Annotated in this window: 15 protein-coding genes and 1 pseudogene; 10 read left to right on the top strand and 6 right to left on the bottom strand. The window is 66.1% G+C overall.

What is annotated here, in order from left to right; translation table 11 throughout:
* Window positions 1–48 precede the first annotated feature (48 nt).
* Both FPZ11_RS12810 and FPZ11_RS12805 read right to left on the bottom strand, forming a co-directional pair.
* The gene (locus FPZ11_RS12810) at window positions 49–786 is read right to left on the bottom strand and encodes a PIG-L family deacetylase (RefSeq protein WP_168203825.1); all 738 of its coding nucleotides are present in this window, start codon (window positions 784–786) and stop codon (window positions 49–51) included.
* Complete coding sequence (locus tag FPZ11_RS12805; protein WP_146321486.1) at window positions 783–1,994, bottom strand: glycosyltransferase; 1,212 nt, start codon at window positions 1,992–1,994, stop codon at window positions 783–785. Before FPZ11_RS12805 ends, FPZ11_RS12810 begins: the two co-directional genes overlap by 4 nt.
* Window positions 1,995–2,191: 197 nt before the next feature.
* Between FPZ11_RS12805 and rpsF the strand changes: the two genes are divergently transcribed.
* The 4 genes from rpsF to rplI all read left to right on the top strand — a co-directional run bounded on the left by rpsF (window position 2,192) and on the right by rplI (window position 3,848).
* Complete coding sequence (rpsF, locus tag FPZ11_RS12800) at window positions 2,192–2,554, top strand: 30S ribosomal protein S6 (RefSeq protein WP_146321484.1); 363 nt, start codon at window positions 2,192–2,194, stop codon at window positions 2,552–2,554.
* A gap of 4 nt (window positions 2,555–2,558) precedes the next feature.
* On the top strand, window positions 2,559–3,050 hold the full coding sequence (locus FPZ11_RS12795) for a single-stranded DNA-binding protein (RefSeq protein ID WP_146321482.1): 492 nt from the start codon (window positions 2,559–2,561) through the stop codon (window positions 3,048–3,050).
* 71 nt (window positions 3,051–3,121) lie between these two features.
* Window positions 3,122–3,385 (top strand): 30S ribosomal protein S18, encoded by a 264-nt coding sequence (rpsR, locus tag FPZ11_RS12790; protein ID WP_022902101.1) that lies wholly within the window; start codon window positions 3,122–3,124, stop codon window positions 3,383–3,385.
* 10 nt (window positions 3,386–3,395) lie between these two features.
* On the top strand, window positions 3,396–3,848 hold the full coding sequence (gene rplI / locus FPZ11_RS12785; RefSeq protein WP_146321480.1) for a 50S ribosomal protein L9: 453 nt from the start codon (window positions 3,396–3,398) through the stop codon (window positions 3,846–3,848).
* 187 nt (window positions 3,849–4,035) lie between these two features.
* On the opposite strand, the gene FPZ11_RS12780 is transcribed toward rplI, so the two are convergent.
* Complete coding sequence (locus FPZ11_RS12780; RefSeq protein ID WP_146321478.1) at window positions 4,036–5,313, bottom strand: GNAT family N-acetyltransferase; 1,278 nt, start codon at window positions 5,311–5,313, stop codon at window positions 4,036–4,038.
* A gap of 531 nt (window positions 5,314–5,844) precedes the next feature.
* On the opposite strand from FPZ11_RS12780, the gene dnaB reads away from it, so the two are divergent.
* A complete protein-coding gene (dnaB, locus tag FPZ11_RS12775) occupies window positions 5,845–7,218 on the top strand; it encodes a replicative DNA helicase (RefSeq protein ID WP_146321476.1) in 1,374 nt (457 codons plus the stop codon).
* Between the two features lie 430 nt (window positions 7,219–7,648).
* Here the strand turns inward: dnaB and FPZ11_RS12770 are convergent, their stop codons facing one another.
* A complete protein-coding gene (locus FPZ11_RS12770) occupies window positions 7,649–8,302 on the bottom strand; it encodes a TetR/AcrR family transcriptional regulator (protein ID WP_210415872.1) in 654 nt (217 codons plus the stop codon).
* 43 nt (window positions 8,303–8,345) lie between these two features.
* On the opposite strand from FPZ11_RS12770, the pseudogene FPZ11_RS20450 reads away from it, so the two are divergent.
* From FPZ11_RS20450 to FPZ11_RS12755, 4 genes and pseudogenes are all read left to right on the top strand, one after another.
* Window positions 8,346–8,663 (top strand): annotated as a pseudogene (locus FPZ11_RS20450) (alpha/beta hydrolase); the annotation flags it as partial.
* Window positions 8,638–9,282 carry an alpha/beta hydrolase gene (locus FPZ11_RS19910; RefSeq protein ID WP_437438646.1) on the top strand — a complete coding sequence of 215 codons (645 nt, stop codon included), beginning with the start codon at window positions 8,638–8,640 and terminating at the stop codon, window positions 9,280–9,282. The pseudogene FPZ11_RS20450 and the gene FPZ11_RS19910, both read left to right, overlap by 26 nt.
* Before the next feature lie 55 nt (window positions 9,283–9,337).
* The gene (locus tag FPZ11_RS12760) at window positions 9,338–10,084 is read left to right on the top strand and encodes a type 1 glutamine amidotransferase domain-containing protein (RefSeq protein ID WP_146321474.1); all 747 of its coding nucleotides are present in this window, start codon (window positions 9,338–9,340) and stop codon (window positions 10,082–10,084) included.
* A 608-nt stretch (window positions 10,085–10,692) separates the two neighbouring features.
* Window positions 10,693–11,421, top strand: coding sequence for a DUF6994 family protein (locus tag FPZ11_RS12755; protein ID WP_246846250.1), 729 nt, complete (start codon window positions 10,693–10,695; stop codon window positions 11,419–11,421).
* A gap of 57 nt (window positions 11,422–11,478) precedes the next feature.
* Here the strand turns inward: FPZ11_RS12755 and FPZ11_RS20110 are convergent, their stop codons facing one another.
* Window positions 11,479–11,607: a hypothetical protein gene (locus tag FPZ11_RS20110; RefSeq protein WP_302849648.1), complete on the bottom strand. Its 129-nt coding sequence runs from the start codon at window positions 11,605–11,607 to the stop codon at window positions 11,479–11,481.
* A gap of 123 nt (window positions 11,608–11,730) precedes the next feature.
* Window positions 11,731–12,084 carry a VOC family protein gene (locus FPZ11_RS12750; protein ID WP_246846249.1) on the bottom strand — a complete coding sequence of 118 codons (354 nt, stop codon included), beginning with the start codon at window positions 12,082–12,084 and terminating at the stop codon, window positions 11,731–11,733.
* A gap of 375 nt (window positions 12,085–12,459) precedes the next feature.
* Here FPZ11_RS12750 and FPZ11_RS12745 point away from each other — a divergent pair, with 375 nt between their 5' ends.
* A complete protein-coding gene (locus FPZ11_RS12745) occupies window positions 12,460–13,251 on the top strand; it encodes a GNAT family N-acetyltransferase (RefSeq protein WP_210415869.1) in 792 nt (263 codons plus the stop codon).
* Window positions 13,252–13,359: the final 108 nt, after the last annotated feature.

Genomic DNA, 13,359 nt, shown 5'->3' with positions numbered 1-13,359 from the left:
GGCTGAACGCGCGGAACTCCGATTTTCAGCACGCGTGTGAGGTGAGTGTCACGGCACGAGGCGCACGCCGACCGCGGTGCGGATCGGCTCGCGCTGACCGCCGGAGTGCACGACGTCACCGCCGTCGACGGTGAGCTGCGTGGCGTGCGCGCGGAGGGCATCCTTCACGGCGCCGAGTCGGTCTGACGAGTCGACGACGAACGCGCCGGCGGCGTCGGGCTCCACCAGCTCGACGAACGGCACCCCTGCTGTGCGGCTCGCGGCCAGAGCAGCGGCGCGGATGAAGCGGTGGTCGGGGTGCCCGTAGCCGCCCTGGTCGTCATAGCTGATCACGAGGTCGGGCGCGACGTGCTGCACGTAGGCGAGCACGTCGGCGGCCACCTCAGCCTCTGGTGCGCGGGTGAGGGCATCCACCGGGGCGTCGTCGACGGGGCCGGCGACGGTGGGGGTGATCCAGCGCATGCCGGAGTCGAGGTAGCGGCGCGGCGGCAGATCCTCGGCGCGCGCGGGCGGTTCGCCGAGGTAGCGGGCATCCGTGATGCCGAGCGCCCGCGCCGCGCGGGCGAGCTCATCGATGCGGATGCCGGTGAGCGCCGCCCTGTCACCGCCTGCCCGGTCGCGCAGCGCCGGCACCACCTCGCCGCGTTCTCCACGCGTCGCGGTGAGGAGGTGGACGCGCACTCCGCGCTCGACCAGCCAGAGGATCAGGCCGCCGGATGACAGCGTCTCGTCGTCGGGGTGCGCATGCACGAACAACACGGTGTGCGCGCCGGCGAACGGGTTCACGCCCAGTCCCGCCAGCGCTCGTTCGTCGAGGCGATGAGCCGCTGATAGACCTGCACGGTCTCGTGCGCCGTGCGGTCCCAGGTGCGCTGACGCGCGAAGCGCACCCCTGCCGTCGAGAGCGACTCCCAGAGCGCCTCGTCACCGAGCAGCATCGTGAGGCGGTCGGCCCACTCCTGCGGATCGCGTGTCGTGAGCAAGGCGGCGGCACGTTCGCTCACCGCTTCGCGCAGACCACCGGATGCTGCGGCGAGCACGGGCACGCCGCTCGCCTCCGCCTCCAGCGCGACGAGGCCATAGGTCTCGGAGTGCGACGGCACGAGCGCCGCGGAGGCGTGCGCGAACAGTGCCGCCAGATCCTCGCGCGACAGCGGCCCGGCGAACTGCACCCTGTCGGTCACGCCGAGCTCGGCGGCGAGTGCATGCAGCTCGTCGACATGGGACTCGTATCCGTCGGTGGGTCCGCCGGCGATCACGAGGTCGGGACGCGCAGCGGCCGGCATGGCCGCGATCGTGCGGATCGCCAGATCGAGCCCCTTCAACGGCTCGATGCGGGCGGCGGTGACCACGTAGGGGCGAGGCTCGAGCCGTCGCGCGGCACGGTGGAAGAGCGTCGAGTCCACGCCAGGCAGCACGACGTGCACCCGTGCGGGGTCGGCGTGCAGCCGCTCGACGATGGTGCGCTCCTCCGCGTGGCTCACGGCCACGATCGCGTCGGATGTCTGCGCGAGCCATTCCTCGCCTGCCAGCCTTCCCGCCGACTCCGGCCGCTCCCCCTCGCTCAGTGCTGTCGAGGGATGGGCGGCGATGCTGTGGAAGCTCTGCACGTGAGACACGTGACGATCGCGGGCGAACGGAAGGCCGGCCATGCCGGCCAGCCAGTGGTGCGAGTGCACGATGTCGATGTCGCCGACGGCATCCAGCCCGGTGCGGAACGCCTCGACGAACGCCTCCTGCTCGCTCTTCGGCCGCAGGGTCGCCGGTCCGGCGTCGACGAGTCGCAGCACCACGCCGGAGGGTCGGCGGCTCACGGCCGGCAGATCGGGCGTGAACCTGCGCGTGATGACCTCGACGTGGTGCCCCTCGGATGCCATGCGCTCGGCCGTCGCGCGCACCAGCACGTTCATCCCGCCGACATCGCCCGAGCCAGGGGCGGAGAACGGCGAGGTGTGCAGCGCCACGACGGCGATGCTCAGAGTGGTGCGGGACATGGGGCAAGCCTACGGATGTGGTGCCGTGAGCGAGTTCGGCGTCAGCGGAGCGAATTGGCTGATCCGAGCGGGGTCCGGTACTATTTACAGGTTGTCCGCTCGCCGTGGCATCCGCTTCTGAGCGGCGGACGACGATGCACAACCCTCCTGCTGCAGAAAGTCTGCAGCCGTTCTAGTCCAGAGGAGGTGGGTTAGTCATGCATCAGTACGAGTTGATGGTCATCCTCGATCCGGAGATCGATGAGCGCACCGTTGCTCCCAGCCTTGACAAGTTCCTCAACGTCATTCGCAATGACGGCGGAACCATCGACAAGGTCGACATCTGGGGCAAGCGCCGCCTGGCGTACGAGATCAACAAGAAGAGCGAGGGCATCTACGCCGTCGTCGACTTCACCGCGGAGTCGGCTTCGACGCAGGAGCTCGATCGCCAGCTGAACCTTTCCGAGGCCGTCATGCGCACCAAGGTGCTGCGTGCCGAGGAAGCCATCGCCCAGGTCGCCGCGGCTGCGAAGCGCGCGGACGAGAAGGCGGCCCGCAAGGCCGACAAGGCGAGCGCCTAGTCCCATGGCAGGCGAGACCATCATCACCGTGGTGGGCAACCTCACCGCCGACCCGGAGCTGCGCTACACGCAGAACGGGCTGGCCGTTGCCAACTTCACCATCGCATCCACTCCTCGCACCTTCGACCGTGCGAGCAACGAGTGGAAAGATGGCGAGGCTCTGTTCCTGCGTGCGAGCGTTTGGCGCGATTTCGCCGAGCACGTGGCCGGATCACTGACCAAGGGCTCAAGGGTCATCGCTTCAGGGCGGCTCAAGCAGCGCTCGTACGAGACGAAGGAAGGCGAGAAGCGCACCACGATCGAGCTCGAGATCGATGAGATCGGGCCGTCGCTGCGCTACGCCACCGCGTCTGTCACGCGCGCTCAGTCGTCGGGAGGCGGCCGCGTCGGCGGCGCGCCGAGCGACGACCAGTGGGCACCGTCCACCGGGTCCTCCTCGAACAGCGCCGACGTGTGGAACGCGCCGGGCAGCTACAACGACGAGACCCCGTTCTAAACACAATCTCTGTCGGTTTCGAGACGGGCCCGCGGCCCTTCTCAACCGGCGAACATCACTAAGGAAAAACCATGGCTGGAAAGTCGAGCGGCGACCGCCGCAAGCCGATCCGCAAGGGCAAGGACGGGAAGAACGCCGCTCCGGCGAAGACCGTTCACGTTGGTGTCATCGACTACAAGGATGTCGCCACCCTGCGCAAGTTCGTTTCCGAGCGCGGCAAGATCCGCGCCCGCCGCATCACCGGTGTCTCCGTGCAGGAGCAGCGTCTCATCGCGAAGGCCGTCAAGAACGCCCGCGAGATGGCTCTGCTGCCGTACGCCGGCTCGGGCCGTTAGGAGTCACCCCATGTCGAAACTCATTCTGACTCACGAGGTCTCCGGCCTCGGTTCGGCCGGTGACGTCGTCGAGGTGAAGAACGGCTACGCCCGCAACTACCTCATTCCGCAGGGCTTCGCGATCGCGTGGACTCGTGGAGGCGAGAAGCAGGTCGAGCAGATCAAGTCCGCTCGTGCCGCGCGCGAGCACGCCACCATCGAAGAGGCGCAGGACCTCAAGCTGAAGCTCGAGGCCAACAAGGTCAAGCTGGCCGTCAAGGCCGGCGCAGAGGGCCGCCTGTTCGGTTCGGTCAAGACGGCCGACATCGCCGCAGCGGTCGAGGCCGCGGGCATCGGCGCCGTCGACAAGCGCAAGATCGAGATCGCTTCGCCGATCAAGTCGGTTGGCACGCACGAGGCGACCATCAAGCTGCGCGACGACATCAACGCCACGATCACCCTTCAGGTGGTCGCCGCGAAGTAGTCGCTGCACCATACGACAACGGGCCGCATCCCCTTGGGGTGCGGCCCGTTTCGTTCGTCGTGCGTGTCGTGCGCGGCGCCCGCGCTCCAAGTAGTGCCCGTTCCGGACGTGTGCGTCGCCCCACCGGACGCACACGTCCGGAACGGCGACTGGTTCGGGGCGTGGTGCGCCGCGGCCGGGAGGGGGCTCAGAAGATCCAGTTCGCGCCGGCGGCGATCGGCCACCTCCAGGCGGCGGAGGCCGTCGGCAGGATGCCCGGCGTGCGCACCTCGACGAGTCCCGCCTGCGCGAGCGAAGCGAGTGAGATCGAGCCGAGGTGTGCGGTGGAGAGCTCGCGGATGTCGAGCGCGAGGTCGGGCGCGGCATCCGTGCGTTCCACGACGGCGTGGTCCCAGGCCGCGGCGCGCACCCGCCAGGTCGCGGCGTTGGACGGGATGATGGCATCCGTCACCTCGAGCACCACGTCGACGTCGGTGGCATAGCGGCGCTGTGCGAGCGCAGCGGGAAGGTCGACGATGCGGAGCCAGGTGTTGTCCTGATAGTCGGGCTGGGCGCCGCGCAGATCGGCGAGGAGGGTGACGATCGGATCGTCGACCGGCAGAGTCTCCACCCGCACCGTCGACGTCAGGTCGAGGTCGAGCAGCACCGACCAGAGGCGATGGGCCGCTGCCGGCGTCAGGGCGACGGCCTCGCGCACCGAGACGGTGCCGTCGGAGCCGCCGCGCGTCCACTTGAGCTCGCGACGGAACGTGGCGTACGCCAACGGGGTGCCCGCGGCGTCGCGCACGATCACGACGCGCCTGTTCTCCTTGCCCGCGCGGAGGTCTTTCGGGTCGGCGTCCCACCAGCCCCGCAGCCCAGGGGTCTCCCGGGTCGCCCAGCCGGGACGGCCGAGGCCATCGGGCACGCGCGCGTAGCCGCTGTGGATGCCCGCGCACAGGTCGCCGTGCGCCGCGGCATCCCACTCCTCCACCGTCACCTCGAGGTCGGCGGACCCTGCCACGGGCCGGAGCGCGGCGCCGCGCGGGATGCTCAGACTCAGCTGAGGCGCCGCCATGCCGTAGCCGAAGCGGCCGTAGATGGCGGTCTCGGCGGCCATGAGTCCGGAGATCGCCTCGCCGTGAGCGGCGAGGTCGGCGAAGTGGTGCTCGATCATGGCGCGCAGGATGCCCCGACGCCGGTGCCCGGGGTGCACCCCCACCCAGGTGAGCCAGCCGCACGGCACCTCGGCGCCGGGCACGGGGTAGGCACGCAGCGGGTAGGCGGCGTGGAATCCGGCCAGCTCCCCCGGCTCCTCGACGTCACGCTCGACGCCGTAGGAACGCTCCCACGGCAGACCGAGCGGAAGCTCGAGCTGGGTCTCGAGCGGGATGCCGCTGGCGAAGGCCCACAGGTCGAGGCGGAGCACGTCGGCGACGCGGGTCTCCGGCACGGTGACGAGGCGATACTGCGCGGGAACAGGCATCCCTCTACTCTTCACGAGCCGAGCGCGGGCGTCCAGCCGCGTGCTCCAGCGGCCACCCACGGGACACCGCACGGCAACCTTGACGCGGGGCGCAATCGCTTAACACCGGCCTGCTGATTAAAGCAACCTTTGTCCACACCTCGGGAGTGTCGACTGTGTGCGATGCCACAGGCGCAAGAGGAGTTTTTACACACAGGGTCGGGAAAACTATTTTGCTGGTCAAAAGCACTTTCCGGGTGAGAACTTCTTGGTTATCCCCAGATCTGCTCACACCTTCTTCACACAGCCCTCGGCGTTTCGCCCAGATTCTCCACACAGTTATCCACAGGCCGAGTTGTGGTGTGGAATGCGGCTCCCTAGGGTGATTGCGCGTCGTCGAACGGCGTGTGATGTCGGGGGTTCGTGAGACCGTGGCGGCATCGTAGAAGGGCCGGGGCGAGGTATCCCGGAGGCGCCGCGGTGGGGGCGGTGCCGCAGCACGGAAAAACGCACGACCGGCTCATGCCGGCAGGGGGATGACAGGAGGACTGGGTGTCGATCGCACACCTCGGTCTCGCCGATGGCGGGCCCGAACCCGAACGCCGATCGACGGAGCGCACTCCTCCGCATGACCTGTTGGCCGAGCAGAGCGCCCTCGGCGGCATGCTGCTGAGCAAGGATGCTGTCGCCGACGTCGTCGAGACCGTGCGCGGTGGCGACTTCTACATACCGAAGCACGAGGTGATCTTCGAGGCGATCCTCTCGCTGTACTCGCGCGGTGAGCCGACCGACGTGATCGCCGTCACCGACGAGCTGACCAAGACCGGAGAGCTCAGCCGCGCGGGCGGCCCCGAGTATCTCCACACCCTGACCAGCCTCGTGCCGACCGCGGCGAACGCCGGATACTACGGCGAGATCGTCGCCGAGCGCGCGCTGCTGCGTCGCCTGGTCGAGGCAGGCACGCGCATCACTCAGATGGGCTACAACGGCGAGGGCGAGGTGCTCGACCTGGTCAACGAGGCCCAGGCCGAGATCTACTCCGTCACCGGCACGCAAGAGGCCGAGGACTACATCCCGCTGACGGACGCCGTCACCGCAGCCATCGACGAGATCGAAGCGGCGAAGCACAAAGACGGCAGCATGACCGGCGTTCCCACCGGGTTCGCCGACCTGGACGAGCTGACCAACGGTCTGCACCCGGGACAGATGGTCATCGTGGCCGCGCGTCCCGCCCTCGGCAAGTCGACCCTCGCGCTCGACTTCGCCAGGGCCGCAGCGATCAAGAACGACATGCCGACCATCTTCTTCTCACTCGAGATGGGGCGCAGCGAGATCGCGATGCGTCTGTTGTCGGCCGAGGCGTCCGTTCCCCTGCAGAACATGCGCAAGGGCACGGTCGACCAGCGCGACTGGACGACGATCGCGTCGACGCGTGGACGCATCAATGACGCACCCCTGTACATCGACGACAGCCCGAACATGACGCTGGTCGAGATTCGCGCGAAGTGCCGCCGGCTCAAGCAGCGCGTGGGCCTGAAGATGGTCGTCATCGACTACCTGCAGCTGATGACGAGCGGCAAGCGCGTCGAGAGCCGTCAGCAAGAGGTGAGCGAGTTCTCTCGTGCCCTCAAACTGCTCGCGAAGGAGCTGCAGGTGCCGGTCGTGGCGCTGTCCCAGCTCAACCGTGGTCCTGAGCAGCGATCCGACAAGCTGCCGGCCCTTTCGGACCTGCGTGAATCGGGCTCGATCGAGCAGGATGCCGACGTGGTGATTCTGCTGCACCGCGAGAGCGCCTACGAGAAGGACAACCCCCGAGCCGGCGAGGCCGACCTCATCGTGGCGAAGCACAGGAACGGGCCCACGCGGACGGTGACGGTCGCGTTCCAGGGGCACTTTTCGCGGTTCGCGGACATGGCGGCGGTGTAGGGGCCGGTTGTAGGTTCCAGGACAACTTGTCATTTTCCAATCTAGTTGTCATCGAAATGTCGCTGGGAGACATTTAGCGTGGAATTGTAGGGATTCTTGTAAGGCGTCCATTTCGCGGCTGAAGTGACCAGACGGTGTCCATTTGGACATCTCTCTGGACCAAGGCGGAGGGTAGGAGGTTCTCGGAGCCCTGCCCGGGCGCAGATGTCGGAATCGCGGGATCTTGCGGAGAACACGATGCCTTTCGTCTACTTTGCGGTTCTGAAAAGTAGACCGGTGGCGGGCGAGGGGTTAGGGCGCCTCTACCGGGTGTCGTCACTTCGTGGAGATCGTGGCTGATGGAGCTACAGGTGCTGACATTGTCACCATTTGGGTAGGCGCAGGATCCGCTTCTATCCGTTGCGCTCAACGGCGCGGACGGCGGGATCTCCTAGCTGTTGTGAGTCGAGTGTGTCAGGACGCCGCACTCGATGATGGTGGTCGCGGCCGCGACCAGCGATTCTGGGCTGACCGTGTCCGGGCGCATGGCATCGGTACGCAGTGCGACCGACAACATCCCGTTCAGCATTCCCCAGAGGGCGGTCGCCGCGGATTCGGGGTGCAGACCGGTGTTGAACTCGCCCGTGTCAATACCTTCGCGGAGCAGCTCGGTCAAGCGCCGATGCTCTTCCGTGGCGAGGGTCGCAATCTTCTCGATGGCTTCAGGGTCCTCGGGCGGATTGACGAAAACCTTGAATGCTTGCGGTCGGTCGAATGCTAGGCGGATGTAGGTCTCACCGACTCGGAGTAGCCGCTCGACTACTGTCCCGTTGTCGTCGTACGCGGTCTGCATGAATTCACGGGTCTGTTCAAGGGCTCGCTCGGCCACCGCCAGCAGCAGCGCCTGCTGCCCACCGATCCGGTTGTAGACCGTTTGTAGCGATACGTCGGCTCGCTGGGCGACCGCTTCCGCAGTCACGGACTGGACTCCGCCTTCGAGCAGCAGGGTTTCTGCTACCTCGACCAAGCGGGCGCGCATCTGGCTGACGCGGCGCTGTGTTCGTGTGGATCGTCCGGTGGCCTGCGACTCTGTCTGCACGCTCATGCCTTGATTATATCTGACTCTAATATTAGAGTCATACCCAACAATGGATATAGATCAATTTTTGGAAGAGTCCGGCATGGTCGCACGCACCACGATCCAGTTCCCCTCCCATGGCGAACTCTGCACAGGGTGGCTGTATCTCCCCGAGTCCTCTGCGCCCGCACCGGTGATCGTGATGGGTCACGGGCTGGGCAGTGTGCGCACCATGCGCTTGGATGCGTACGCCGAACGGTTCGCCGCCGCCGGATATGCCTGCGTGGTGTTCGACTACCGCCACTTCGGTGACAGCGAGGGCCAGCCCCGCCAATTGATCGACATCACCAAACAACGCCAAGATTTTTTCCGCCGCACTGGCCTACGCCCGCACGCTGACGTCCGTCGATGGCAACCGCATCATCGTGTGGGGCACATCATTTGGAGGCGGGCACGCGATCGCCACCGCCGCCGACGACGGCCACGTCAGCGCCGTGATCGCTCAGTGCCCGTTCACCAGTGGTCTGGCTTCTGGCCTGGCGATCCCGGCCTGGACCTCGACCCGGCTGATGGTGCTGGCCATCATCGACCAGATCCGCGGGGCCGTGGGCGCTGCGCCGCTGCTGGTTCCCACCGCCGGTGCTCCCGGCACGGTCGCGCTGATGACCGCCCCGGACGCCGAGGCCGGCTTCCTGAATCAGGTACCCGCTGACGGTGCCGGTGGCTTCGACAACAGGGCGGCCGCCCGGATCTCGCTGCACCTGGTGCGCGACTTCCCGGGCCGCCGCGCGGCCGAGATCACCGCGCCGATCCTGTTCGCGGTCTGCGAGACCGACTCGGTTGCGCCGGCCGGCCCCACTCTCAAATATGCGGGCACCGCCCCGGCGGGCGAGATCAAGCTCTACCCCGAGGGCCATTTCGATATCTACGTTGGGGAACCGTTCGAGCGCGTTATCGCCGACCAACTCGACTTCCTGACCCGCAACGTCCCCGTCGACGAGCCGTGAGCTTCAAACCGGACAACCCCAACCAGCCACAGCCATTACTGCCACGGAGGCTTCCATGAGAGTGCTGATGCCATTGCCTGACAACGATTTTGACGTCACCGAAGTCGCCGTACCGTGGCGCCTGATCACCGACGCCGGGCATCAGGTCGTGTTCGCCACCGAGCACGCGGGCGTAGTGCCACACGCTGACCCGCGCCTGCTCAGCGGGGTGCTGTTCGGACAGCTCGGCGCTGAACCCGAACCGAAAAAGTTCTATCAGGAACTGGCCGACTCCCCCGAATTCCACGCCACGCAGTCCTGGTCACAGGTGGATGTGACGGAGTTCGACGGATTGATCCTTCCAGGTGGCCACGCGCCGGGCATGCGGCAGTACCTGGGCTCGGCATCCTTGCAACGGCAAGTCGCGCGGTTTTGGAGTCTGGACCGACTAGTCGGCGCTATCTGCCATGGGGTGCTCGTCCTTGCCCGAACCCACGACCCGGACACCAACGCCAGCGTGATAGCAGACCGCAACACCACTTGCTTGCCCAAATACATGGAACGTGGTGGGTATTTCGTCACCGCGTGGCGGCTCGGCCGCTACTACCGCACCTACCCGGCCTATGTAGAAGACGAGGTCCGCGCAGCGCTGATCGACCCACGAGCGCAATTCCACCGAGGCCCGCGCGAGTTCGCCCGCCGGGGAACCGCCACCGATCACAGCCACGCCTTCACCGTCATTGACGGCAATTACCTTTCCGCTCGCTGGCCCGGCGATGCATACCTGTTCGCCGACCGCTACCTGGAACTGCTCAAGTCATAGCCACCGACGACGAGCGTGACGCACCCGCCGTCACGCTGACTAGCGCAACCTGATGGAGCGGGCGCACGACCTCGATTGCCGCCATTCAATGGACATCTCCGAGGGATTCCTACACCTGTGTAGGAATCCGCCATTTCCCGTGGAATCTCGAGTCCGAAACCACTGCCAAGTACCGTGAAATCTCCGGCGTTCTCCGCCACCTCGAGGGGGAACCTACAGCTGTTTGTAGATTCTGAGCCAGCGCGGCGAATTCTCAACAACGTGACAGCGAGATGGTAAGACCGCCAAATGCGTGAGGCTCCACCGCTGAACGTACGCGCTCGGTTGAGCAACTCGGTTCGACGATGTCGTTCGGGTGAGCCTCGTCGGGACGGCTCTGAGGAGGGCGTGGTCGTTCTCGGGAAAGGTTCCATCTCGTGCAGAGGGGCGCCCGTTCGCCCGGGCAGCTCCTCAATCTGAGGGTCGGCGTATCCATCCCGAAGCCCGGCTGCGGCCACTCGTGTCGAAACACGCCATCCAAGGCGAAACCCTGGTGATCACAGTCATCCCGGCACGAACCCTACAGACGAGGTGTGTCCACGTGGGCATATTGCGCCATGATTCAGGTCGTGACGGTCATCGACACCAGCTTCGACGTGCGGCAGGACGCAGGATCCGGCGACCCGGACACCACCAGCCCGACGCTACGCGAGTATCACCGACTGCTGTGGAGCAAGCCCCTGCCCAGCGGGAAGGTATTCACCCTCGACACGTCGCGTCGGCGCCGCTACCTGTATCACCGGTCCGATGTCGGTGAATTCTTTCTGGCCAGCGACACCGTCGTCCCGACCTGGCGCACCTGGCTGAAGATGTCGAAGATCGTCGCAGACATCCCCGAGACGGTTCTCGATGAGTTTCAGCTTGCGAACCACACGATCGGTGGGATGATGATTTTTCCTGGCGATCGACGGCCCGGGGTGCAGACCATCAATGGTGCGCGCGGGTTCTCCAGTCAGATCGCTGACCGATTCGACTACACCCTTGAATGCATCCGCCGGCACTATCGGGGCGAAACAAGCCCCCTGGCAACAGTGTTGAACGCCTATTCGGACTTCTTCGCCCTATTCGAGAACTTCCGCGGCTACACCGAGTTCTTCCTGCTGCAGGACCTCGTCACGGAGGAGCAGCAGGTGAGGATGTTCACCAGGTTCGATGACTTCAAGGCTTCGCCACTGCCGCAGAGCGTCGAAGACTACCTCTCATACCGCGACAGGGCCATCGAGTTCATCGGTGCACGGAATCAGCGCATTCGAGCATGGTCGCGCGCAGGCCTTGTCGACCCGGCGCCATCTACTTGAATCCCGTGCGCAGAAACGGCGGCTGCAAGTTCCGAGTTGGTTCTCGGCGCGCAGCGCTCACTCGTGCAGGAATTCGCCCCTCATCGAAGCCATCGCCGTGCTGGTCACGATGAGCGCGACCGCCTCCATCGCGAGCATCAGACGACGGTTCCGCAGCAGTGCCGCGACGTCGCGGGTGGCGGTCAACCCACCATGGCGACCGGCCCGTCGATCGGACGAGCTCCGGGGGACCCGTCTGCGGCTCGCGCCTGGAACACTGCGACCCGGAGCAGATGCGTGTGGGACCTGTAGTGCGTTTGCGTCTGCCGGCTAGTCGGCTCCGGCAGCCTCTTGTACCGTGCGGAGGAGGAGACAGAACTCGTTGCCTTCGGGGTCCGCGAGAACGATCCAGGTGGCGTCGGCCGGCTGGCCGACATCGATTCTCTTGGCTCCCAGGTCGAGAAGCCGCCGCACCTCTTCGTCTTGACTTGTTCCGTCTGCACGCAGGTCAAGGTGAATCCGATTCTTGACCAGCTTCTCGTCAGCAACTCGCCCGATCTCGAGCCGAAATCCAGAGCCGTCTGCTGGCCCGATGTCGGCGCCGGTGTCGTCCGACTGCAAAATGGGCCAACCGAGCACCCCACCCCAGAACTCTGCGACCCGCTGTGGATCGATGGCAACCATCGAGATCGCAGCAATGCGACTAGTCATGCCGGGAGTCTATGACTGTGACCGTTAGGGCTCTTCGGCGGTGTTGTTGCAGCGCTCTTTGTCGTACCGACCGCGCGTAAGCGGATCCCCCTGCGAAACGTGGTCGTCGGTGAGGGCGCAGCCGGTGCGAATGTTTGCGCTGTGGCGGGTTGTCGGGCATGCTGGGCCGGCAACGTTTCGGTGAGAACGTGCTTGTGATGTTTCGAAAGAGGATGAGGCCCCGTGACTGGCGTGCCGCGATCGCGGCCGTCGACCCGCTCGTGACGAGCGAATCCCCGCGTCTGCTTGGGTCGGCTGCCGGCGTCTTCCTCACTCCATGCTCGGTCGAGCAACTCTTCGAAACTGAAAGTGCATTTTCAGATGCGTGTTTCCCCCTCTTTGTCCACGCCGGCACTGGTTGCCGGCTACATGGCCGCTGATATCTCCTCCCGTCCGGACCACCAGCGCATTGGTCCGTTCATGGTGGGTCTGAGCTCTCACACCGCACATCCTGCCTACAACTACGCGGTTCCGATCCCCGACGCGGCACCGACCCGGGCAGAGATCGGTGACCTGCTGGCACTCTTCGCACGCCATCACCGAACTCCGCGACTGGAATACGTCTCCGGCTCCGCCGAGCAGGCAGAGGCTGCCTTGCTCACGGCCGGGTTCACCCTCGACCAGCGGCTGCCGATGCTCGCCTGCCGGCCCGGAGCAGCGATCCCTCTTCCGACCCCGATGGGTATCACCATCTCGACAGTGAGCGAGCCGCGGGACTTGTTCGATGCGCTCTCGGTGCAGAACGACGCCTATGGTGAAGCCGAACCGGTCAGCGTGCAGGATGTGCAGCGCCTCCAGTCGCTCATCGGTCGCGGTGGATACGTCGCACTCGCGCGCGATGCGATCACGCATCGGCCATGCGGCACTGGCCTGGTCACTGAACCGATCGCCGGAGTCGCCGAGGTCGCGGCGGTGGGAACCTTGACGTCCCACCGTGGCCGCGGAATCGCCAGCGCCCTGTGCTCCAGACTGGCGAAGGCCGCGCACCACGTTGGCGCCACCACAGTGTTCCTCGACGTGGAAGGCCCCGCCGAGGAGGCCGTCTACCTCCGCGCGGGCTTCACCCGCGCTGGGGAGCGAACATGGATCTCTCGGCGCTGACGCAGCACCCACCCTCCGTGAACGCAACCGTGCGAGGACTCAGCTCCGGCCTCCGCGAACGCCAATCGCCACCCGCCGCGAGAGTGTTGCCGGTAGAGAAATGGCAGA

This window comes from Humibacter ginsenosidimutans (assembly GCF_007859675.1).
GTDB lineage: Bacteria > Actinomycetota > Actinomycetes > Actinomycetales > Microbacteriaceae > Humibacter > Humibacter ginsenosidimutans.
Note: the sequence above shows the minus strand (reverse complement) of the source record. Positions and strands in the feature narration are given on the sequence as shown.

Excerpts from the sequence above, each read along its gene's own strand:
- rplI (WP_146321480.1), top strand. The coding sequence starts at position 3,396 with ATGTCGAAACTCATTCTGACTCACGAGGTCTCCGGCCTCGGTTCGGCC.
- rpsR (WP_022902101.1), top strand. The coding sequence starts at position 3,122 with ATGGCTGGAAAGTCGAGCGGCGACCGCCGCAAGCCGATCCGCAAGGGC.
- FPZ11_RS12760 (WP_146321474.1), top strand. The coding sequence starts at position 9,338 with ATGAGAGTGCTGATGCCATTGCCTGACAACGATTTTGACGTCACCGAA.
- rpsF (WP_146321484.1), top strand. The coding sequence starts at position 2,192 with ATGCATCAGTACGAGTTGATGGTCATCCTCGATCCGGAGATCGATGAG.
- FPZ11_RS12770 (WP_210415872.1), bottom strand. The coding sequence starts at position 8,302 with ATGAGCGTGCAGACAGAGTCGCAGGCCACCGGACGATCCACACGAACA.
- FPZ11_RS12750 (WP_246846249.1), bottom strand. The coding sequence starts at position 12,084 with ATGGTTGCCATCGATCCACAGCGGGTCGCAGAGTTCTGGGGTGGGGTG.
- FPZ11_RS12780 (WP_146321478.1), bottom strand. The coding sequence starts at position 5,313 with ATGCCTGTTCCCGCGCAGTATCGCCTCGTCACCGTGCCGGAGACCCGC.
- FPZ11_RS12795 (WP_146321482.1), top strand. The coding sequence starts at position 2,559 with ATGGCAGGCGAGACCATCATCACCGTGGTGGGCAACCTCACCGCCGAC.
- FPZ11_RS12805 (WP_146321486.1), bottom strand. The coding sequence starts at position 1,994 with ATGTCCCGCACCACTCTGAGCATCGCCGTCGTGGCGCTGCACACCTCG.